This is a genomic window from Cupriavidus sp. 05N38, assembly GCF_056397345.1.
Map to the genome: position 1 here is coordinate 85,261 of NZ_JBFTNF010000030.1, position 21,576 is coordinate 106,836.

At 62.7% G+C, this 21,576-nt stretch carries 19 protein-coding genes and 1 tRNA gene; 11 read left to right on the plus strand and 9 right to left on the minus strand.

Translation table 11 applies throughout. The features are described 5' to 3' along the window. Positions 1-28 precede the first annotated feature (28 nt). From obgE to rplU, 3 genes are all read right to left on the minus strand, one after another. On the minus strand, positions 29-1,129 hold the full coding sequence (obgE, locus tag AC1DK4_RS22000) for a GTPase ObgE (protein ID WP_441617832.1): 1,101 nt from the start codon (positions 1,127-1,129) through the stop codon (positions 29-31). A 150-nt stretch (positions 1,130-1,279) separates the two neighbouring features. After that, on the minus strand, positions 1,280-1,540 hold the full coding sequence (gene rpmA, locus AC1DK4_RS22005) for a 50S ribosomal protein L27 (protein ID WP_441617834.1): 261 nt from the start codon (positions 1,538-1,540) through the stop codon (positions 1,280-1,282). A gap of 64 nt (positions 1,541-1,604) precedes the next feature. Continuing rightward, positions 1,605-1,916 carry a 50S ribosomal protein L21 gene (gene rplU, locus AC1DK4_RS22010; RefSeq protein ID WP_006576525.1) on the minus strand — a complete coding sequence of 104 codons (312 nt, stop codon included), beginning with the start codon at positions 1,914-1,916 and terminating at the stop codon, positions 1,605-1,607. A 570-nt stretch (positions 1,917-2,486) separates the two neighbouring features. Here rplU and ispB point away from each other — a divergent pair. From ispB to AC1DK4_RS22030, 4 genes are all read left to right on the plus strand, one after another. After that, positions 2,487-3,416 carry an octaprenyl diphosphate synthase gene (ispB, locus tag AC1DK4_RS22015; protein WP_441617925.1) on the plus strand — a complete coding sequence of 310 codons (930 nt, stop codon included), beginning with the start codon at positions 2,487-2,489 and terminating at the stop codon, positions 3,414-3,416. A gap of 111 nt (positions 3,417-3,527) precedes the next feature. Next, positions 3,528-3,604, plus strand: a tRNA-Pro gene (locus AC1DK4_RS22020). Between the two features lie 32 nt (positions 3,605-3,636). Then, positions 3,637-5,220, plus strand: a complete 1,584-nt coding sequence (locus AC1DK4_RS22025) for a DUF6538 domain-containing protein (RefSeq protein WP_477117021.1) — start codon at positions 3,637-3,639, stop codon at positions 5,218-5,220. A gap of 141 nt (positions 5,221-5,361) precedes the next feature. Then, positions 5,362-6,426, plus strand: coding sequence for a site-specific integrase (locus AC1DK4_RS22030; protein WP_477117020.1), 1,065 nt, complete (start codon positions 5,362-5,364; stop codon positions 6,424-6,426). An 8-nt stretch (positions 6,427-6,434) separates the two neighbouring features. Here the strand turns inward: AC1DK4_RS22030 and AC1DK4_RS22035 are convergent, their stop codons facing one another. After that, positions 6,435-7,373: a restriction endonuclease gene (locus tag AC1DK4_RS22035; protein ID WP_477117019.1), complete on the minus strand. Its 939-nt coding sequence runs from the start codon at positions 7,371-7,373 to the stop codon at positions 6,435-6,437. A 242-nt stretch (positions 7,374-7,615) separates the two neighbouring features. On the opposite strand from AC1DK4_RS22035, the gene AC1DK4_RS22040 reads away from it, so the two are divergent. Then, entirely contained in the window at positions 7,616-8,131 is a 516-nt protein-coding gene (locus AC1DK4_RS22040) for a hypothetical protein (RefSeq protein ID WP_477117018.1), read from the plus strand. A gap of 131 nt (positions 8,132-8,262) precedes the next feature. On the opposite strand, the gene AC1DK4_RS22045 is transcribed toward AC1DK4_RS22040, so the two are convergent. From AC1DK4_RS22045 to AC1DK4_RS22060, 4 genes are all read right to left on the minus strand, one after another. Continuing rightward, positions 8,263-10,623 (minus strand): hypothetical protein, encoded by a 2,361-nt coding sequence (locus AC1DK4_RS22045; protein WP_477117017.1) that lies wholly within the window; start codon positions 10,621-10,623, stop codon positions 8,263-8,265. Positions 10,624-10,988: 365 nt separating this feature from the next. After that, positions 10,989-11,201, minus strand: coding sequence for a hypothetical protein (locus AC1DK4_RS22050; protein ID WP_477117016.1), 213 nt, complete (start codon positions 11,199-11,201; stop codon positions 10,989-10,991). A 640-nt stretch (positions 11,202-11,841) separates the two neighbouring features. Then, positions 11,842-12,318 carry a hypothetical protein gene (locus tag AC1DK4_RS22055; RefSeq protein WP_477117015.1) on the minus strand — a complete coding sequence of 159 codons (477 nt, stop codon included), beginning with the start codon at positions 12,316-12,318 and terminating at the stop codon, positions 11,842-11,844. Positions 12,319-12,909: 591 nt separating this feature from the next. Next, a complete protein-coding gene (locus AC1DK4_RS22060; protein ID WP_477131782.1) occupies positions 12,910-13,521 on the minus strand; it encodes a recombinase family protein in 612 nt (203 codons plus the stop codon). Between the two features lie 345 nt (positions 13,522-13,866). Here AC1DK4_RS22060 and AC1DK4_RS22065 point away from each other — a divergent pair, with 345 nt between their 5' ends. Both AC1DK4_RS22065 and AC1DK4_RS22070 read left to right on the plus strand, forming a co-directional pair. After that, a complete protein-coding gene (locus AC1DK4_RS22065; RefSeq protein WP_477117013.1) occupies positions 13,867-14,301 on the plus strand; it encodes a very short patch repair endonuclease in 435 nt (144 codons plus the stop codon). 47 nt (positions 14,302-14,348) lie between these two features. Beyond that, positions 14,349-15,686 (plus strand): DNA cytosine methyltransferase, encoded by a 1,338-nt coding sequence (locus AC1DK4_RS22070; protein ID WP_477117012.1) that lies wholly within the window; start codon positions 14,349-14,351, stop codon positions 15,684-15,686. On the opposite strand, the gene AC1DK4_RS22075 is transcribed toward AC1DK4_RS22070, so the two are convergent. Further along, positions 15,661-16,503 carry a hypothetical protein gene (locus tag AC1DK4_RS22075; RefSeq protein WP_477131783.1) on the minus strand — a complete coding sequence of 281 codons (843 nt, stop codon included), beginning with the start codon at positions 16,501-16,503 and terminating at the stop codon, positions 15,661-15,663. The genes AC1DK4_RS22070 and AC1DK4_RS22075 overlap by 26 nt on opposite strands. A 427-nt stretch (positions 16,504-16,930) precedes the next feature. On the opposite strand from AC1DK4_RS22075, the gene pilB reads away from it, so the two are divergent. From pilB to coaE, 4 genes are read left to right on the plus strand one after another with little or no spacing between them, the layout of a single operon-like run. Beyond that, positions 16,931-18,676 carry a type IV-A pilus assembly ATPase PilB gene (gene pilB, locus AC1DK4_RS22080; RefSeq protein ID WP_441643358.1) on the plus strand — a complete coding sequence of 582 codons (1,746 nt, stop codon included), beginning with the start codon at positions 16,931-16,933 and terminating at the stop codon, positions 18,674-18,676. Between the two features lie 30 nt (positions 18,677-18,706). Then, positions 18,707-19,972 carry a type II secretion system F family protein gene (locus AC1DK4_RS22085; RefSeq protein ID WP_441617839.1) on the plus strand — a complete coding sequence of 422 codons (1,266 nt, stop codon included), beginning with the start codon at positions 18,707-18,709 and terminating at the stop codon, positions 19,970-19,972. 3 nt (positions 19,973-19,975) lie between these two features. Beyond that, positions 19,976-20,896: a prepilin peptidase gene (locus tag AC1DK4_RS22090; protein WP_441617841.1), complete on the plus strand. Its 921-nt coding sequence runs from the start codon at positions 19,976-19,978 to the stop codon at positions 20,894-20,896. Positions 20,897-20,934: 38 nt separating this feature from the next. Next, entirely contained in the window at positions 20,935-21,546 is a 612-nt protein-coding gene (gene coaE / locus AC1DK4_RS22095; protein ID WP_441617843.1) for a dephospho-CoA kinase, read from the plus strand. The last annotated feature ends 30 nt before the right edge of the window (positions 21,547-21,576 follow it).

The window sequence follows — 21,576 nt, forward strand, 5'->3', positions numbered from 1 at the left end:
TTATTGTCAGTGGCGGGCCGCGCCTGGCTCAGTCCTGCGCGTTGCCGCCCTGGTCGATATTGTGCAGGCGCTCGTCGAAACGGATGTCCGGTTCCTCGAGTGCAGCCGCTTCCTCGGCCTTGATCGCGGCGAGGTGGTCCTTGATCGCGTAGATCAGCTCGCGGCAGCCTTCGCCGGTCAGGGCGGAGATGCGGAACACCGGGCCCTTCCATTTGTAGCGCTTGACGAAGTCCTTCGCGCGCTTTTCGCGCTCTTCCTCGGGCACCACGTCGAGCTTGTTGAGCACCAGCCAGCGCGGCTTGTCGTAGAGGCTCTCGTCGTATTTCTTCAGCTCGTTGACAATGGCGCGCGCTTCCGCCACCGGATCCACGTTCTCGTCGAACGGCGCCAGGTCGACGATATGCAGCAGCAGCCCGGTGCGCTGCAAGTGACGCAGGAACTGGTGGCCCAGTCCGGCGCCCTCGGCCGCGCCTTCGATCAGGCCGGGGATGTCGGCCACCACGAAGGACTGCTCGTGGTCGACCCGCACCACGCCCAGGTTGGGATGCAGCGTGGTGAAGGGGTAGTCGGCCACCTTCGGGCGCGCGTTGGAAATATGCGAGATCAGCGTCGACTTGCCGGCGTTGGGCATGCCCAGCAGGCCAACGTCGGCCAGCACTTTCAGTTCGAGCTTGATCATGCGGCGCTCGCCCGGCTTGCCGTCCACCTGCTGGCGTGGCGCGCGGTTGGTGCTGGACTTGAAGTGCAGGTTGCCCCAGCCGCCCATGCCGCCCTCGGCCAGGCAGACGGTCTGGCCGTGCTCGGTCAGGTCGGCGATCAGGTCGCCGGTATCCATGTCCAGGATCTGCGTGCCGACCGGCATGCGCAGCGTCACGTCCTCGCCGCCCGCGCCGTAGCAGTCCGCGCCGCGGCCGTTCTCGCCGTTGCGCGCCACATGCTTCTTGGCGTAGCGGAAATCGATCAGGGTGTTGATGTTGCGGTCCGCCACTGCGAACACGCTGCCGCCACGGCCGCCATCGCCACCGTCCGGGCCGCCGAAAGGCACGAACTTCTCGCGCCGCATCGATGCGCTGCCGTTGCCGCCATTGCCGGCAATGACTTCAATTCTGGCTTCGTCGATGAACTTCATGATGACCTTCCGTGGTGGAGCGGCCGCAAGACGTGCGTCCGGCCGGGATGGCAGGAGACACGGGCGCGGCGAATGGCGACGATGTCATTGTCGCCAGAAATGAAAAAGCCCCGCAAGTACTGCGGGGCCTTCGTGCTGCAAAGGCGGTGATCAGGCTGCCGGAACGACGCTGACCTGCTGCTTCTTGGCAGCGCCCTTGACGGCGAACTGCACGTGACCGTCGACCAGGGCAAAGAGGGTGTGGTCCTTGCCAATGCCAACGTTCTCGCCCGGGTGCACGCGGGTACCGCGCTGACGCACGATGATGCTGCCGGCGTTGATGGCCTGGCCACCAAACACCTTGACGCCCAGACGCTTCGATTCGGAATCGCGGCCGTTCCGTGTGGAACCGCCGCCCTTTTTCTGTGCCATGACTAACTCCTGTCGCTTTTACTTTACCTAGTTACGCTTGATTTCGATGATCGCTGAGCAAGGCTCAGGCAACGATCGCTTCGATGCGCAGCTCGGTGTAATTTTGACGATGGCCCTGACGCTTTTGATAGTGCTTGCGACGGCGCATCTTGAAGATCTTCACTTTATCGTGACGACCTTGGGAGATAACGGTAGCCTTGACGGAAGCCCCGCTAACCAGCGGCGTGCCAAATTTGATTTGGTCGCCTGCGCCCACTGCGAGCACCTGGTCGAGCGTGATTTCTGCGCCAATGTCTGCCGGTATCTGTTCTACTTTAAGTTTTTCGCCAGCAGCAACCTTATATTGCTTGCCGCCGGTTTTTACGACCGCGTACATTGTCGAACCTCTCGATGTGAAATAAAACGCCGAAAGCCAATGCCAGCTTGCCCTGGCGCCCGTTCGCCCCGCGTGGTGCGGGATGAAGCCGGCAGCCCGGACAGCCCAATTGGCGCCGGTTATCTCCCGCCGGCGCAACCGCAAACAACGCAAAGCGGCCGGAGGAAACCCGTGATTCTATATGAGATCCGGGAAAAGTACAAAGAAAACAGGCACATAGCTAGCCCGGCGCCGCCGGGCGCACATTGTGCCGGCGAGCGGGAGGTGGCGGCTCAGATCAGGTCGGCCAGCAGGAACCCCGCCAATGCGGCGAAGGCGGCCCACCAGGCGGTGCGCCGCAGCCGGCGGCGCGAAGCGGCATCTCGATCGGTCATGCCCGCATTATAGGCCGCGGGGCGGCTCGCCGGACCCGCTGGCCCGCGGGCAGCAAGCCGCCTGCGACGTGGCGGCACCCCCCGTTCAGGGGACATACATACACCCGCATCGCTTATAATCGGCGGGTTTTGCGTAACGGTGAACATCTTGTCCCAGTCTTCCGCCACTGCCTTGCTTGCCCCGGTCGCTGCCGACATGCGCGCCGTTGATTCGGTTATCCGCCAGCGCCTCGCTTCGGAAGTGCCGCTGATCGAACAGATCGGCGAGTACATCATCAGCGCGGGCGGCAAACGCCTGCGCCCCGTGATCCTGCTGCTGTCCGCGCGGGCCTTCGGCTACGACGGCCATCGTCACCACGACCTGGCCGCGGTGGTGGAGTTCATCCACACCGCCACCCTGCTGCACGACGATGTCGTCGACGAGTCCGAGCTGCGCCGCGGCCGCGAGACCGCCAATGCGGTGTTCGGCAACGCCGCCAGCGTGCTGGTCGGCGACTTCCTCTACTCGCGCGCCTTCCAGATGATGGTGGACGCCGGCAGCATGCGCATCATGGAGATTCTCTCCAACGCCACCAACGTGATCGCCGAAGGCGAGGTCCTGCAGTTGCTGAACATGCATGACCCCGACGTCACCGTGGAGCGCTACCTGCAGGTGATCCGCTACAAGACGGCCAAGTTGTTCGAGGCCTCGGCCCAGCTCGGCGCCGTGCTGGCCGGCGCCGACGCCGCCACCGAGGAAGCCGCCGCCGAATACGGCCGCCGCATCGGCACCGCCTTCCAGCTGATCGACGACATGCTGGACTACACCGCCAGCGCCGAGCAGATGGGCAAGAACGCCGGCGACGACCTGCGCGAGGGCAAGCCCACCCTGCCGCTGCTGCATCTGATGGAGCATGGCACCGCCCAGCAGCGCACGCTCGCCCGCGAAGCCATCCTGCAGGGCGGCACCGAGCACTTCGATGCCGTATTCGCGGCGATCCACGACTGCGGCGCGCTGGAAGTCACCTTCCAGGCCGCGCAGCGCGAGGCCGAGGCGGCGGAGAAAGCCGCCCGGCTGTTCCCCGAATCGCCGCTGAAGCAGACGCTCATCGACCTGTGCGCGTTCTCGCTGCAACGCCAGTCCTGAACGCGGAACACACGGAATGCGCAGCTACCCCTTCCCAAGCGGAAAAAAGGCTGCTAAACTTTTGTTCTTTCTCGCAGCAACAATATTTCTGGCGCGGCGATAAAAACAAAACGGGGTGTAGCTTAGCCTGGTAGAGCGCTACGTTCGGGACGTAGAGGCCGGAGGTTCGAATCCTCTCACCCCGACCAAATCAAGAGCCTTGATTTACAATGGAAACGTTGTGGATCAAGGCTTTTTCATTGCTATGTCTCATGTGGGTGTTACACAAGCCGGAGATAATCAGGCCATGTGTACTCATCTTTCCAAGCGCGGCTCCCGCTACTACGTCCGCCGCAGAATCCCTACTGATTTAGTCCAGCATTACGGGCGCATGGAGATCATGCGGGCCTTGGGCACGTCCGACCGCCGAGAGGCCGAACGCCTCTGCCGCGTTGCCGGTGCGGCCCTTGATGCCGAGTTCGAACAGGCTCGGGCCGGGCTGGCTGCCGCCGCAACCGCTGGCGCTGTCGATACCCCGCCCGCCGCACCACCTGCCCCGCAGATCGACGTTGACGCCGTCGCCTCCCGAACCCTCGCCGCTATCCGCCGCCGCCGTGATGACGCACTTGCGCGGGGGCATGAGGCCGTCACGGACTTCATGGATCGGCAGCGCTGGGGCTTGATCACACAGGAAGCGGTCCTAAATGGGGAACTGGACCCCCATCACCCGCCGTCCGTCCATGAGGCCCACAGGAACGCGCTACGGGCCTTTCTGACGGGTGACGGCAGCGTGCGCAGCGTGTCCGCACCTCCCGTGCCGGAAGCGCCTGCCGCGCCGTCTAAGGGGCCAGGGACGCCCCTCCCGCAATTGGTGGGCAAGTGGGCGGCAGAACGTAACCCCGATACCCGTACCATCAGCATCCAGAACCGCGTAGTCCGTCGCTTCCATGATCTTGTCGGGAAACTCCCCGTTGAGCAGATTGAGCGGCGGCATGTCGTCCAGTTCAAGGACAAGCTACTCGACTTGGGGCAGACCGCGACAAACACCAACAAGCAGCTTACGAACCTAAGCACCTTGCTCAACTATGCGGCAAGCAATCTGCTACTGCCCGCGAACCCGGCGTCTGGCGTCAAGGTACTGGAACAGAAGCGGGCCAAGGAGGCGCGTCTTCCGTTTGACTTGCCTGCGCTGACCTCCATCTTCGACGGGCCGGTTCATGCCCAAGGGGCACGGCCCCAAGGTGGAGCGGGCGAGGCGGCGTACTGGCTACCGCTGCTCGGGTTGTTCACCGGTGCCCGGCTCGAAGAACTGGCGCAGCTTCGGCCCGAAAACGTCTACCCGGAGTCGTACCGCGACTCAGACGGGACAGAGCGCACGGCATGGGTTATCGCCATCACGGACAGGGGAGAGGGTCAGGGGCTAAAGAACGCTGCCAGCCGCCGCCGAGTGCCAGTACACGCCGAGTTACAGCGGCTTGGGTTCATCAAGTACGCGCAGCAAGCCAAGGGCCGGGAACGCATCTTCCATGAGCTACGCCCCGACACGATGGGCGCAGAGAGCGGCAACTGGTCCAAGTGGTTTGGCAAATACCTGCGAAAGGTCAAGGTCACAGACAAGCTGATGGTCTTCCACAGCTTCCGGCACAAGTTCAAGGATGCCGCACGGGAGGCAGGCATTGCAGAGGATGTGTCCGATGCGCTGACCGGGCACAGCAACGGAAGCGTGGCCCGGAACTATGGTGGGGTGAACTACCCGCTTCGGCCACTGGTAGAGGCAATGTCGCAGTACAGGATACCGGGCTTGGTGCTGCCCGCGCCGCGCTGATTCCGAGTGCCGCTTGCAGCGCCCTGGGCCGGTGGCACAATTGTCGCGGCCCCCAACAACTCGGGGCACACAATCTGCACCGAGGACCGGAGCGCAAAGCACCCATTACCTGTGCATCCACTTTCAGAAGGATGACAACGAATGGGCACGCTCGTTAAGCGCACAAACAGCAAGGGCATCGTCACGTATCAAGCCAAGATACGCCTCAAAGGCTTCAAGATCATTTCACGCTCCTTTCCCAGCCGGGAGGAGGCAGAGGCGTGGCTGCGGGCCACTGAGCCTGAACTGAGGGCGCGTTCGCGTGAAGCCGCCAGAGAACAAGCCCACGTAAAGCTAATAGCTGAGTTCAAGCAGCGTCCGCGTATTGTGGCCGACTTGCTGCATCGGAACCTGCACGAGGAGACTGCCCACAAGAAGGGAGCAGAGGCCGAGGTCAACCACACGCGCAGCATCCTGAAGTACCCACTCGCCCGCGTCCACCTTGAGAACCTCACTCGTCGGGACATCAAGGAATGGACGGAGCAGCGGCTACAACATGTCGCGCCAAGCACAGTCAACCGGGAACTGAACATCCTCAACGCGGTGTTCAAGCTGGCCGTCTATGAGTGGGATGTAGCCCTCTGCAAGAGCGTCCTGATTTCCGTTCGCCGCCCCAAGAACCCACCGGGGCGCGTGCGCCGACTATCTCCGCCCGAGGAGACAGCCCTGCGGCGGGCAGGCGAGGAGACGCGGAACCCCTACATCGTTTCGATCTTAGACTTAGCACTAGAAACTGCCATGCGCCGTAGCGAGATACTCGACCTTCAGTGGAATCGCGTCAGCCTCGCCCATCGGTCAATCCAACTCATCGCGACGAAGAACGGCACGCCGCGCGGCGTCCCTCTGTCCAGGCGCGCAATGGAGGTGCTCATCGCTCTGAGGCGAGTCGCCGCCCACGAACTCGGCGGCGCTGGAGAACTCGACTCCGGCCCCGTCTTCCCCGGCCTCACGGTCAACGCATTCAAACTCGCGTTCACACGCATGGTGAAGCGCGCCGGGCTGGAGAACTTCCGTTTTCACGATCTGCGCCACGAGGCCACCAGCCGGCTCTTCGAGAAGGGTCTGTCACAAATGGAGGTGGCGACGATCACGGGCCACAAGGACATACGAATGCTGGCTCGGTACACGCACCTGCAAGTCAAAGACTTGGCGGCCAAGCTGGACTGATTCAGCAGTCATGCGGCGCGGGCCAGCTTGATCTTACAACGGGGATAGTTCCTGCAACCCCAAAACGGCCCGCCCTTCCCTTCGCGCTCAACCAACTTCACCCCACAGGCGGCGCATGTCGGCGTCCAGTAGTCGCCCTTGAATGCCTGCGCCAGCAACGTCGCCTGCTTGTAATGATCGAGTGCCCGAATCCGCTCAACAATGGCATCCCCGTCAAGCAATTGAATACCGGCCCGCTCGGCCGACTCCTGCACAGGCCGCCCGACATAGCCGGACAGTGACCAGAAGACGCCTCGCTTCACCTTATGCTCATGCATAACGCCGCCGAGGGCGCGGACCTGCTCCACCTTCACCGGCTTGTTCCATGCCTTGCATTGGACGACAGCCACCGGAGTCTCAAGCCCCGCCTTGTACAAGGTGGCATCGATCCCGCCGTCCGGGCCGTGCGGGACAGTCTTGACGGTGAACCCCATTGCCTCGTAGTACCCGACGCAAAGTAACTCGAATCGCTTCCACTCTAGGAGTCGGAGCGCATCAAGGGACCAACTATTGACTTCCGGACGTACTGGCTCCGCTACCGCCTGTGCCGCACCATCGACGCCCTGCCTCAACATGTCCCTCACGGTGTCAGCGGGCGAGACCTTCGACGCGGGCCTGGAAGGCGCTTGAGAGCTTCGAGCAGTCTGTGCACGCCGCGCCTTGGGCGATGGCTTGAGTGGCGTGGTCGCTCCTTGGCTCTGCCGTCGCTCGCGGATGTAAGACAAGAGCGCGATGAAACAGAGTAGCGTCGCCGGAATCCAGGCTAACCCTCGGCTCATCATGGCAATACCGAGTAGGTACGGATTCGCCGCGAACATCGAGGGCAGAAGCCCATAGAGGGCGATGTAGCTGGCTATGGCAAGCATGATGGACACCCACCAAGGGGCATGCAGCAATACATCGCTCAACGCCGCCTCTTTTCTCCTTCGACCCATTGCCCCTACCTCTTATTGTTCTGTGAGCGGCGCGATAGCGCTGCAGACGCGGATGAAACGCGCGCCTGCTGCAAATCTACCCGAGAATGTTGCGCGCTCGCGTTGTGCAGCCCCAACACCCCACTACAGGCGGGTGGCAGCCGCCCATAGTGGTAAGGGCTTACTGGCTGCTCAGCTAGAATCTCCGAATCGGATGTCGCACGAGGGTTCGCACGATGGCAACGTCACCAAACAATGGCTACAAGCCAATTCTGGACATGCTCGACCAAGTGCGAAAGGCACAAGATGGCGGGGCGACGATAGCCGCACTGGCGATGGTCTACGTCGGTATTGACACGATGGCATGGCTCTCGCTCCCTGTGGGCACGGAGAAACAGGGTAGGACGGACTTCTATCGATGGGTAGACTCCTACCTAAAAGCGGATGCGACCGGGGCATACCAATACGCCGGCAAAGACGTGTACGCTGCCCGTTGCGCCGTCCTGCACCAGTTCTCTACAGTTGCCGATCTACACCGCCAGAAAGCGCCGCCGAAGAAATTCGGCTACCTTGACAATGGGCCGCATCGAACGGATGGCGGTGATCTCGTCTTGATAAGCGTGGCCACGCTCATCCGAGACTACTTCCGAGCCGTCGCAGCATTCACTAGCGCTGCACAAACGGATGCTGCACTCAAGGCGAGAATAGACAGCCGGATGGATGAACTGCTGAATACAACAGCACTAGCTTGAGTCGGGCCGCACTGCGCCCAGTGAAGGGCGACCCTCTCACACCCTTCCCCGCAAATCTAGGCCGCACGATGACTGACGGATTTCCTTCGGGAAGAGAAACCCGCCAGCTTCCATCTGTTGGAGTCGCTCTATTAGTCGGTTATACCAGCCCTGCGCATGGCCTCCTTGCGGCGGTCCTCGAACGTTGGGTCGAGGCCGGGATTGGTGCCCGGAGCGGGTGTCTTCCGGGTCCCCTTCTCCTTGGTCAGTCGGGTAATCTCATCAGCCACCGGCTGCGGCATGAGATTCACGATGGTCGGCCCCTGTAGCGCGGCCTTCGTGTCGTCCTTCGGGAACATGAACACGGTGAGCACGCCGTTGCCGACTTGCCGACCACTGCGGATGACGTACTCCTTCGGGTCGAAGTTCGCCATGTCGCCGCCCTTCGCCTTCACGCCGGCAGTGAGTTGCGCGTCGATGACGTTCTGCACGGCGGACTGGTACACCTGAGTGGACTGCACACCGCCGCCCGGGATGATCCGGTTGACTGCGGCGTTCAGCGACGATTCGCCCTGCACGTTGTGCTGCGCGGGGATGATCGTGCCTGGCAGCAGGTCGGCGTTCTTGATCGTGTCGGCCAGCTTGATCTTGGTGGCCGTCTCAAGCGGCACGTTGTACGCCGTGGCGTAGCGCACCGCATCCGGGGCCACCGTCTTCGCAAGGTTGGCTACCACCTCGTCCGTCAGCTTGTACTTGGTAAGCTGGCCGGGACCCATGAACGGGACGACTTGCTTGAGCCAGCCGGGGTTCTCCGCAGAGATCACCGACCGCACCGCCTTGCGCTCGTCCGAGGTGGGCGACAGGTCGGCGCGACCCTTCTGTAGCGCGGTGCGGAACTCGACAACGCCCTTCGGGTCGTTCAAGTCCACGCCGCTGCTCAGGAAACCGGCCACCTTCGCCGCCTTCTCCGCGCCGAGGTAATTCGTCAGTGCCTCCGGGCCGTTCTCGCCGGACTTGTACAGTTCAGCGGCCCAGCCCAGCGCCTGAATCTGCGCCTTGGACGGGGCCGCGCTGCCGCCCGTCAGGAACCCGCTGATGCCGGAATCCAGCATCATCTTGAACTTGGGGCTTTGCAGCTTCTCATCCGGGGACGCCTGTGCGGCGCGGCGGAAGTAGTTCGTCGTGCGCCCCGCGTCCCCGCTGCCCACCTCACGGTCGAACGACTCGTTCATCACGTCGGCCACGGCCTTCGGGTCGAGTTCGATACCCTTGATGCTGGCGTAGTTGCCCGTGGTGAAGGCCATAGCGGCGACGTTCGCTGAGTCGAGGTACTTGCTGTCCGCTGCGCCTGCCTTGGCCGTGGCCTTCTGCATCGCGTCCTGGCCGGCTAGCCACTGCTTGTGCAGCGCGGCCCGCTTCGTGTTGTTGATGAACGGCTCGCTCGCGCCCGTGCGGCTCTTGAACTGTTCGTTGTACCCGTCGATGTGAGCATCCAGTTCGTGCTCGGTCGTGATGCCCGTGGCACCGTGTGCGAGGTTGAACTCGAAGCCGGCGATGTTGTTCGTGATGGTCGTGGTCGCCGGGTTCTGCTGCGCATCCTTCGCCACGTACTGCGGCATGGAGTCCTCGATCTGCTCCCGCACCTTCACGTCCAGTTGGCCCCACAGCGGGCTGGCCTTTACCGCGTTGTAGTAGTCGAAGTTGCCATTGCGGAGATTCGCCACAAGCGACTGCGTCATGCCGCGATTCCACGAGTCACGGGTCTGGCCCGGGGCTGGCGAGGAGGCTGCGACCGCGTTGGCGTACGCCGTCTCCTGCTCAGTCGGGTCCCAGCCGGTGGAAGCAGCCTTCCGCTGCGCGGTCAGCCCGTTTCCGATGGACAGGTTCTGGTTCGTCTGCTTGTCCATCATGTCCGTCTGCTGCCACGCGAGGTGCTCCCGCATGTGCGTCTTGAGCATGGGTCCCCACGACTCGGCCAGCTTGGCCTGTACCGTGGCGTCCACCAGCGGGTCGCCAGTGTTGCCCATCGTCGCAGCTTGGTTCACGAGGAACTTCCGTACCGCATCCGGGGACTGCTGGCGCAGCGATTCCATGTTGCCCATGAACTCCGTCTCGGCCTGCTGGAGCGCGGTCGTGGCCGTCATAGCCTGCGCGCCGCGCACCGTGGCCGACGGGCCGAAGATGTTCATGTACCACGGGTCGTCCTTCTCGATCTGCTGGAGAGCCTGCCCCTGCGCGACCTTGGACATCCCCTCGTAGTACTGCTGCTTCTCCATGCGCTCGACGTACGGCTTCAGAGCGCCTTCCGCAAGCTTGTTCACTGCCTCCAGCGTCTTCATGCCAGTCTGTGCGATGCCGGCGAAGTCGGTCGTCGGGACGCCTGCGCCCACCGCCGTCGGTACGGCATTGCTGCCGCTACCGTCTAGCTGGGTGGCCAGACCACTCGCCTGCACCGAGTCCTGAAGAACTACCTGCCCACTGGAGTTGAGGGCGAAGGAATCGGGAATTGCCATTGTGAATCTCCTTGTGTCAGGCGCGCCGGTTGATGCAACGCCATAAAATGAGAACCCCGGCGCTGGGCCGGGGCTTGAAGGTGGGTTGAGGGGGCGATTGGGGCGACGCGGTGGCTACGCACGAAACGGTTCGCAGGTGGCTGTAATGAGGGACACAAGGCTGGCGGACACGTTGTATTTCCCTGCAATCTCTTGTGTGCTCATCCCCGCGAGTCTGTCCTCGATAATGGCGGCGTTTCGCCGCGCCGCCTGCTGAAGCGACACGCTCAGTTCCGCGGCCCGTCTCGCCCTGTATCGTCGTGCTTGATGCTCGCGCATCGAGTGTGCCTCGCCGTTAGGCCACGCTGGTTTGTCGGTACGGCCCGTCACTCAGCGGCCCCGCCGATGGCTACGCTCAGCGGGGACCGTTCTGCGTTGGGCTTTCGCCCCGGTTTCTTTCGTGCGGCCCAGGTCGGCAGGTGGCCGGTCAGCTTCTCTACCAGGCGGCGGTACTCGGCTCGGGTGCTCGGGTGCGACTGCACGGCAAAGCGGGCCGCCTCGCTCGTGTCATGTTCAAGGGGGTGTACCTGAGTGTTCATACTCTCTCCTCAATGGGGTCGTGCGGCGCATCTTGTGCGCCGTAATTTCAGTTGGATGGGTAAATGGGCTACCGAGACATGGCAGCAATTGATAGCGCCACAGCGTGGAATCGCCAGTCTCTACTCCTCGGGGTTAGCACCTCTGACCCTAGATAGCTGGTTTTTCCTGTATCCCTCGCCTGCCTCCTGCTCGAACAGATAATTCTCCTTGCCTGTTCGCATCGAAAGCGGGATACGCGGATTCCTGACCCTGAGATGAGCTTGGTGTTCCTTGTAGTGCCCTGCCTGCGCACCCGATAGCCTCGCAGCCATCCCCCTGTGGGTGTCGTGCCCTTGACGCGGGCCAGTCGTACTGCGTTTCTCTGTCTCGGTCAGAGGACGAAAACAAAAGAGAGGGATCTGTTGCCCCGCAGGCGCGTCTTCATGGGTCGAGGTGTCTGGCACGCGGCGAGAGAAACGAAAAACAGATGCCGGACGCACGCTGCCCGGAAAGTGGTCGGGTGGTTCTGTCTCGGTCAGAGGACGGAATGGAATCCGGGGAATCAATGCCGGCATGCGCCTGTCGGTACGCTTCAGAAAGCTAAATGGGCTGGCCCGCAGGCCAGCCCCATGGAATCCATCCCGGCGCAAGGCCGGTGTCTCAGACGGCCACGAAGTGCGAGGCGTGGTGCCGTGCTTCGGGGTCGCCGCTGTCGTCGGTGATGACCAGCGCAGTCCCGATAACGGCCTGCACCGGGTACGCCTTGCCCAGCGTCAGCCAGTCCTCGGCGTCCTCCACGTCGATGCACAGCACCGTATCCCCCGCTGAAATGACGCAATGCGACTCACCGGCCGTCCGGCTCAGTCCAAAACGGTCCTCCGCCTCATCGTAGAACCCCGCCAGCATCGACGGCAGCAGCCCGTGACCCTCCGCACTCATGCTGGCGATGAAGTCCCGTGCGCACTTGTCCCGCCAGTCCAGCATGGTGCTGCCCTCGGGCATGGCCTTGCGTGCGGCGGGCCAATACTTGGCTCCGAATTGGCCGATGCCGTAGGCGGCGTCGTACTCGGCTTGGCTGTATGTGCTGGGGGCTTGCTGGGTAACTTGCTCGCGTGCTTGTGCTACTGCGTGGCGCATGGTGCGGCCTCCTTTGGGATCGTTGGAGGCCCGCCGTGCATCGGCCAAGATACGGGCGGCGGGCCGAAGGCGGGGTTGGCCGACCGGCCCCAAAGGATACCGGCACACCCGAAGGTGTCCCCGCCCCCGGCCCGCCATTGAGGGGGGGGGCGTGCGGAGGCAGCGCACAGATGATAGCGCCGCGCGTGGCGGCTGTGCGTCTTTGGGTTCCAGGCGGCCAAGCCCGTTCGCGTCTGTCTACGCGAGGACCGAATACTAGGCGGCCCAGCCATCCCTAATCAACGTCTCTCTACGTACCCACCGCAGGCACATTGCAAGGCAGGTGACGCTGGATTCCGCGTCGCTTCGACGTTGTATGTATTCGGGAAAAATGTAGGAATTGGCTCCCCATAAGGGTTTTCGGGTAGGCGAAGTGGACGGATTGACCAACTTCGGTCCGGCTGCTGTGCGCCGCTTGTGTCCCCTGCCTAACTTTTTTGTAACAGCGCGGGGCGTTGGCGGACCTGCAATAGTCTGTACGGGAGGGGTGCAGCCGTTCGCGCAAGCGCGGGCACTGCCCGCCGCCGCATCCAGGGCGCGAGCTATCCACCGTCAGCCGGCAGGCTGAATCTCACGCAGGATCGTCTGTCCGCTAACGCCGTAGGCCGTGCCAAGCTCGCGCAGGGACTCGCCTGCCGCCTTGCGGGCCAGTACCTCGGCCACCACATCGGCCAATTCGCGCCCGTGCTCCTCAGCGTACTTGGCTAGGCCGCGCTTCCGGCCCAGCACCTTGCCCTCGGACTTTGCCCTCGCCAAGCCCGCGTGTGTGCGCTCTACAAGCTGGTCCCTCTCGAACTGCGCGAAGGCGGCGAACATGCGGCGCACCAAGTCCCCCGCCGCGCTGGTGACTTCCATGACAGGCAAGTCCAGCACCACCACCCGCACGCCCATGCCGCGCAGCATCTCCACCGTGCGGTCGATGTCAGATGCATTCCGGCCCAGGCGGTCCAGCTTGGCGACTACAAGGGCGTCCCCTTCCTCCAGTTTGTCTACCAGCTTGGCAAACGTAGGCCGCTCCATTGCCGGGACCGTGCCGCTGATTACCTCGGAATGAACGCGCTTCGGCTCGACTCGGTATCCGGCCTGCTCGGCCAGTAGGCGCTGGTTCTCGGTGGTCTGTCCGTCCGTCGAGACGCGGGTGTAGAGGTAGGTGCGTGCAGTCATGGTGTTGCTCCGTAATAGGTGCTCCGAATTGTATGCGCTCCGAATCTCGCGTCAAGGACTTTCGTGACAACCAACGGAGCGGTTTCGCGCTGCTCCGTAATCGGTCGTATTCGGAGCAGACTACGGCCCGGTGCGGCCTACGCGTGTGTCGCGTTTCATGCGGGCGCGGGCGCTACGCGTTTCATGTGCGTGCCTGCGTCGATTCGCGGAGGCGTTAGGGAGGGTGCATACGGGGGAAAACTGCCTCGCGTGCGCGGTGCGTGGCCTCGCAGAAATGCCAATCAAAATTTGGGTCGGGCCGCGTCGCGCTAAGCTAGCGAAAACGAAGTCCGCAGCCCGCAATCAATGGTTGATACACGAACCCCAGATCAGCGAAGCAAGATCATGCGATCAGTTGGCACTCGAAACACGGGGCCAGAGTTGGTCGTACGGAGACTTCTGCACCGGCTGGGCTACCGCTACCGCATCCATGTTCGGGGGCTGCCCGGCACGCCTGACATCGTGTTCTCAGGGCGAAAAGTCGCTGTATTTATCCATGGATGCTACTGGCATGGACACGGGTGCAAGAAGGGCAGGCTTCCCAAATCGTCGCTGGACTACTGGGCGCCGAAAATCCAGGCCAATCGGGCGAGAGACTCAAGGAACCTCGCTGCGCTTCAAGATGAAGGCTGGCGTGTATTGACGGTATGGCAATGCGAACTAAAAGACACCCAACTGCTAGAGTTGAGACTTGTCGCATTCTTGGGGTCGCCGTCCAAGATTCGATCGACATCAGCATGACATTCCGGTACGATTCGGCTCTAGTAAATTGCCGTAGAGGAAGAGAGATGAGCCGACCGATTGGGATTGATTTGTTCGCCGGAGCAGGGGGACTGTCCCTTGGCTTCGAGCAAGCGGGCTTTGACGTGGTAGCAGCCGTCGAAATCGACCCCATCCATGCCGCCGTCCACGCTTTCAATTTCCCGCACTGCGCGGTGATTCCACGCTCGGTCGAACACCTATCGGGCCGAGACATCCGAAAGGCTGCTGGCATCGGCAAACGCCGGGTGGACGTCGTATTCGGCGGCGCTCCGTGCCAGGGCTTCTCGATGATCGGGCGCCGCGCCCTAGACGACCCACGCAACGCACTGGTGCGTCACTTCGTGCGACTGGTGCACGAACTTGATGCGCAGGCCTTCGTCTTTGAGAACGTCAAAGGCATCACAGTCGGCAAGCACGCCCAATTCTTACAAGAGTTGATCGAAGCATTTTCGTCGATTGGCTATGAGATTCGCCTGCCATGGAAAGTGCTCAATGCGGCTCACTTTGGCACGCCGCAGTACCGCGAACGCCTGATCCTGATGGGGTGCAAGAAGGGCTGCACGCTCCCTGAGTACCCTCCGGAATTGTTCCGCCCAGCCGGCTCGCAGAAAGTACTGCTCGGGCTACCGGAAGGGCCCTCTTGTTATGACGCCCTCAATGACATTCCGGACGCAGAAGCGTTTGACGAATTGCTGGTATCGGACACAGCAAAAGTCAAATGGGGCAAGGCAAGCGAGTATGCCAAGCATCTTCGCGGTGCTAAACGTGCAGCGTGGGATTTCTCTTACCCCCGCGAGTGGAATCGGTCGCTTCTAACAAGCAGCATGCGTACGGACCACACTGCCATCTCCCGTCGCCGTTTTGGAGAGACGGAGGAAGGTAGCGTCGAGCCTATTTCTCGCTTTTTTAAGCTCCCCCGTAACGGGGTCAGTAATACTCTGCGCGCCGGGACGGACAGCGCCCGAGGAGCGTTCACGTCACCACGCCCCATACACTACGAATTCGAACGCTGCATAACCGTGCGGGAAATGGCGCGCCTTCATGGATTTCCCGATTGGTTCAGGTTGCACCACACGAAGTGGCACGGCGCCCGCCAAATCGGAAACGCTGTCCCCGCGCCCCTCGCACGCGCCGTCGCTTCTGCACTTATTAAGGCCGCAGGCTACGAGCCCTCAATACCCGACGCTGTAGTACGCCTGGGCGACCCAGACTTGCTCAGGATGGACATGGGCGAAGCCTCGACCTACTTCGGCATCGTGACTCCGATTGGCAAACGCGACAAGAAAGGTGCACCGAAGCGGAAACAGTGGGACGACAGGCCAGAAGCGGAGGAGGAGATCAAACTCCTTGAACAGACGGCTTGAGTTCGTACAGCGCCTCCTGCTCCAACTCAAGGGCATCGAAGTCTTTAAGGGCGTCCCGATAAACGCCTTTAAATTCGGCTACATAGATGCCCGTTGCAGCAGCCGTCAAGGCGATTGGCACAACCAGATCAACGGACGTTTCATTGAATGCAGCTTTCACCTGCTGGATTATCTGCTCCTCCAAGATACGTTGATCCTTATTTTTCGCTTCGGCAGTGATTATCATGCGCTGCAAGTCACCATGCTCGTCTCGGTAAGTTGCAGCAAAAAGCGCGTCCACTTCGCAAAGACGTAGTTTGATGCCGATTTGAAGGTGAGTAAGCTCGACAACATCAATCGGTGATCGCAAGGCGAAATGTGTTTCGACGACGGCCAGTTTCACCGCCACTTGAATCAAATACGTCTCATCATCGCGCCCCAAGGCTTTGCTTGCCTGTGGCATCGAGATACTTTGGATTTGATGGTGCCAAACGTCTGCGTGATAGCCAAATCGGCTTGGAAACGGCTCGGTCTGATCGGCCGCATAGGGCACGAATTCAAACACATTTCCGTTTCCGGTAACCTGCCGCGCCCCGATCCTCAAGTCCTTCAAGCGATCCGGCCACATGTTTGATGCGTTTTTCCCGCGAATAATGTCCTTCAGGAAATTCGCGGGGTTTTTTACCGACAGCGTCGACTCCTTGTTGGTTTTGCACCACGCGATGGCCTCAATAATGTCCCCATTGGTGACGACCGTTCGCGAAAGGTTTCCGGTCGATTTATCCAACAGCGTATCGTAGAGACGCTCGATCACATCAGGTTTTTGAGACTTTGCCATGCTTGGTAAAGTAGTAGTGGGAATGCCAGTCGGGGGCTGCGCGTCAGGCCCTTTGCAAGACCGACTTGCGATGTTACACTAAAGTGTTCCAACTGTAACACCACATCAAGGCTAAGTCCTTGATTTGCAAGGGAATGAGGAGGTTCGAATCCTCTCACCCCGACCAGTTTCACGGTCGACAAGACCGTAAGAGAAAAAGCCGCACAGCAATGTGCGGCTTTTTTTCGTCTGGCCCCCGTCTGGCGCGCCTTTATTCGGCGCCATCGATTTCCCGGCCAGCCTGCCCTCCCCCCGCGCAAGTAGGGTTGCGCCCGTGTCGCGCAAACGCCAACGCCGGTCCCGCCTCGCCTTTACAAAAAGTGACCCCGCCGGCAAACTGCCCCGATTCGGGGTCCTTCGGTCGCTTGCCGGCCGTTAGTTTTTTGCCATGACACTTGGTCTAGCTCTTGCACAGAGCCGGCGCATCGCGCCGGCCCTGCTCGCCCAGCTTGAACAGTCGGCACGAGAAAAAAAGTCGCAGCTGATCGACGAGATCATCGCCAGCGGCACCATGACTGCACATGATGTGGCGATCTTCGCGGCTGATAAATATCAGCTGCCGCTGATCGATCTGAATCAGTACAACCTCAACAAGGTGCCGCCGACGCTGGCGGGCAACCGCGAGTTCCACGCGCACCGGCTGCTGCCGCTGGGCCGGCGCGAGAACCGGCTGTTGCTGGCGCTGTCCGACCCGGGCAACCAGGCCGGACTCGACGCCATCAAGCAGAAGTACAACCTGCCGGTGGATGCGGTCGTGGTCGAGCACGACAAGCTCATGCAATATGTGCGCTCGGCCAGCGACGACAGCGGCGGCACGCTCAAGTCGCTCACGCCGGTGCAGGCTGAGCAGAAGAGGATCGAGTACGACCCGGTCGCTTCCGCCGCCGCGCTGCGCAACAAGACCGCAGGCGATATCGACGACGCGCCGGTGGTGCGCTTCCTCCATAAGCTGCTGACCGAAGCCTTCCACCGCGGCGCCTCCGACCTGCACTTCGAGCCATTCGAGACCTTCTACCGGATCCGCTTTCGCGTCGACGGGGTGCTGCAGGAAGTGGCACGCCCGCCGCTCGACATCCGCGACAAGATCGCCACCCGCATCAAGGTGCTGTCGCGCCTGGACATCTCCGAGAAGCGCGTGCCGCAGGACGGCCGCATGAAGCTGCTGATCGCGCTGCCCAAGGACAAGAACGCCGACAAGGACAGCAAGGAAGCGAAGGAAGTCGTGGAGAAGGCGATCGACTTCCGCGTCTCCACGCTGCCGACCCTGTTCGGCGAGAAGATCGTGATCCGGATCCTGGAGTCGTCCTCCGACAAGCTGGACATCGACCAGCTCGGCTACGAGCCGGCGCAGAAGGCGATGCTGCTGGAAGTCATCAAGCGTCCCTACGGCATGGTGCTGGTAACCGGCCCCACCGGCAGCGGCAAGACGGTGTCGCTGTACACCTTCCTGAACCGCCTCAACCAGGACGACATCAATATTTCCACGGCGGAGGATCCGGCGGAAATCCAGTTGCCCGGCATCAACCAGGTCAACGTGAACGACAAGGCGGGCCTGACCTTCGCCGCCGCGCTGCGCTCGTTCCTGCGGCAGGATCCCGACATCATCATGGTCGGCGAAATCCGCGACCTGGAAACCGCCGACATTTCGATCAAGGCCGCGCAGACCGGTCACCTGGTGTTCTCCACCTTGCACACCAACGATGCGCCGACCACGCTCACGCGCCTGATGAACATGGGCGTGGCGCCATTCAACATCGCCTCGAGCGTGCTCATGATCACGGCGCAGCGGCTGGCGCGCCGCCTGTGCACCTGCAAGCGGCCCGGCGATCTGGCGCCCGAGGTGCTGATCGATGCAGGCTTCCGGGAACAGGATCTCGACGGTAGCTGGCAGCCTTACCACCCGGTCGGGTGCGAGCGTTGCAACGGCAGCGGCTACAAGGGCCGCTGCGGCATCTACCAGGTAATGCCCATCACCGAGGCCATGCAACAGATCATCCTGGCGCACGGCTCGGCGTTGCAGATCGCCGAACAGGCGCGTCGCGATGGCGTGCTATCGTTGCGCGAAGCCGGCCTGGCGAAGGTGAAACTGGGTGTCACCTCGCTGGAAGAAGTGCTGGCCACAACCAATATGTAAAACAACAAAGAATGTCATTAGGGGTCAATCATGGCGACACGCGCACCAGCCGCCGCCGCTCGCAAGGCGGCTGCGCCCAAGGGGAAATCGGGGCGTAAAGCGCCCACGCAGTACATCTTCGAGTGGGAAGGCAAGGACCGCAAGGGCAAGGCCTTCTCGGGCGAGCTGCGTGCCGAGAGCCAGGCCGAGGTCAACGCCACGCTGCGCAAGCAGGGCCTCACCGTCGTCAAGCTCAAGAAGCGGCGCGCCGCGCGCGGGCGCAAGATCACCGAGAAGGACATCGCGTACTTCACGCGCCAGCTCTCGACCATGCTCAAGGCCGGCATCCCGCTGCTGCAGTCGATCGACATCATCGCGCGCGGCCACGCCAACCCCAACTTCACCCAGCTGCTGTCCGAGATCCGCTTCGACATCGAATCCGGCAGCAGCATGGCGCAGGCCTTCCGCCGCCACCCGCGCTATTTCGACACGCTCTACTGCAACCTGATCGATGCCGGCGAACAGGGCGGTATCCTCGACGCCCTGCTGGAGCGCCTGTCGCTCTATATGGAAAAGACCATCGCGCTGAAAAGCCAGATCAAGTCGGCCATGATCTACCCGATCGCGGTGCTGACGGTGGCCTTCGCCGTGACGGTGATCCTGATGATCTTCGTGATCCCGGCGTTCAAGGGCGTGTTCTCGAGCTTCGGCGCCAACCTGCCCGCGCCGACCCTGGCCGTGATCGCCATGTCGGACTTCTTCGTCGACAACTGGTACATCGTGATCGGCGTGCCGATCTTCGGCATCGGGCTCTATGTGCGCAGCCTGAAACGCTCGGAGAAGGTGCAGCGCGCCAGCGACCGCATGCTGCTCAGGCTGCCGATCTTCGGCTCGCTGTTCCGCAAGGCCGTGATCGCGCGCTGGACGCGCACGCTGGCCACCATGTTCGCCGCCGGCACGCCGCTGGTGGAGTCGATGGAATCCGTGGCCGGTGCCGCCGGCAACTGGGTCTACTACGACGCCACCAAGGAGATCGAGCAGTCGGTGCGCATCGGCACCAGCCTGACCAACGCCATGCAGGCCACCCATGTGTTCGACAACATGGTCCTGCAGATGACGCAGATCGGCGAGGAATCCGGCGCGCTGGACAATATGCTGCTGAAGGTGGCCGAGTTCTACGAGCGCGAGGTGGACGACGCCGTGGCCGCCATCTCCAGCCTGATCGAGCCGCTCATCATCGTGGTGCTGGGCGTGCTGATCGGCGGCATGGTGGTGGCGATGTATCTTCCGATCTTCAAACTGGGACAGGTGGTCTAAGGCATGCAGTGGCTGTTTTCGACGGACGGCGCCGCTGGCGCGATCTCCTCGCTGGCGGCGCCCGCGCACGCCATCGAAACGCTGGCGGTGCTGCCGCCCGGGTTCCTGCTTGCCGGCGCCGCGCTGCTCGGCCTGATGGTCGGCAGCTTCCTCAATGTGGTGGTGCACCGCCTGCCGCGCATGATGGAGTACGACGAGGCCAACTACATCGCCTCGCTGCGCGATGATCCGCTGCCCCACCCCGACACCTATAACCTGATGGTGCCGCGCTCGGCCTGCCCGCATTGCGGCCACGCGATCGGCGCGCTGGAGAACATCCCGGTGCTGAGCTACCTGGTGCTGCGCGGGCGCTGCTCGGCCTGCGGCGCGCCCATCGGCAAGCGCTATCCGCTGGTCGAGGCCGGCACCGCGCTGCTCACCGCGCTGGCCGCCGCCCACTTCGGGCCGACCTGGCAGGCGCTGGCGGCCATCGCCCTGATCTGGGCCCTGATCGCCCTCACCCTGATCGACGCCGACACCCAGTTGCTGCCGGACCAGATCACCCTGCCGCTGCTGTGGCTGGGCCTGCTGCTGAACCTGGGTGGCCTGTTCGCGCCGCTGGCCGATGCCGTGATCGGTGCGGCCGCGGGCTACCTGCTGCTATGGACGGTCTACTGGGTGTTCAAGCTGCTGCGCGGCAAGGAAGGCATGGGATACGGCGACTTCAAGCTGATGGCGGCGCTGGGCGGCTGGTTCGGCTGGCAGGCGCTGCCGGCGCTGGTACTACTGTCGTCAGTGGTGGGACTGGTATTCGCCCTTGCCAATATCGCGCTGCGCCGGCAGGATCGCGATACGCATTTCGCCTTCGGCCCCTATATCGCCGGCGCCGGCATGCTGGTGCTGTTCTTCGGCGCCAATGTGCTGCCGCTGGGCATCGCAGGCTGACCGGCACGCCGCCAACCCACGCAAGCCTCGAGATAGACATGCTGCAAATCGGACTGACCGGAGGCATCGGCTCCGGCAAGACCCGCGTGGCGGACCTGTTCGCCGCGCGCGGCGCCGCCCTGATCGACACCGACCTGCTCGCGCACGAGATCACCGCGCCGGGCGGCCTGGCCATTCCCGCGCTGCGCGAAGCCTTCGGCCCCGGCTGCCTGCGCGCGGACGGCGCAATGGACCGCAACGCCATGCGCGAACTGGTGTTTGCCGACCCGGCCGCCAAGGCGCGGCTCGAAGGCATCACCCATCCGCTGATCCGCCAGCTGACCGAAAGCCGCGCCGCCAGCATCCGTGCGGCGGCACTGCATCCCTATCTCATCTACGTGGTGCCGTTGCTGGTCGAGTCTGGCTCATGGGCGGCGCGCGTGGACCGTGTGCTGGTGGTCGACTGCAGCGAAGCCACGCAGGTGGCCCGCGTGATGGCGCGCAACGGCTTCACGCGCGAACAGGTCGAGGCGATCATGGCCAGGCAGGCCCGACGCGGCGAGCGCCTGGCCCGTGCCGACGACGTGGTCGACAACGATGGCCCGGCCGACGCCCTCGCCCCGCAAGTGGAACGGCTCGACCGGCTCTACCGCAGCCTCGCCCCCGGCTGAGCACCGGCCATACCCGGTGGCGCGCGATGC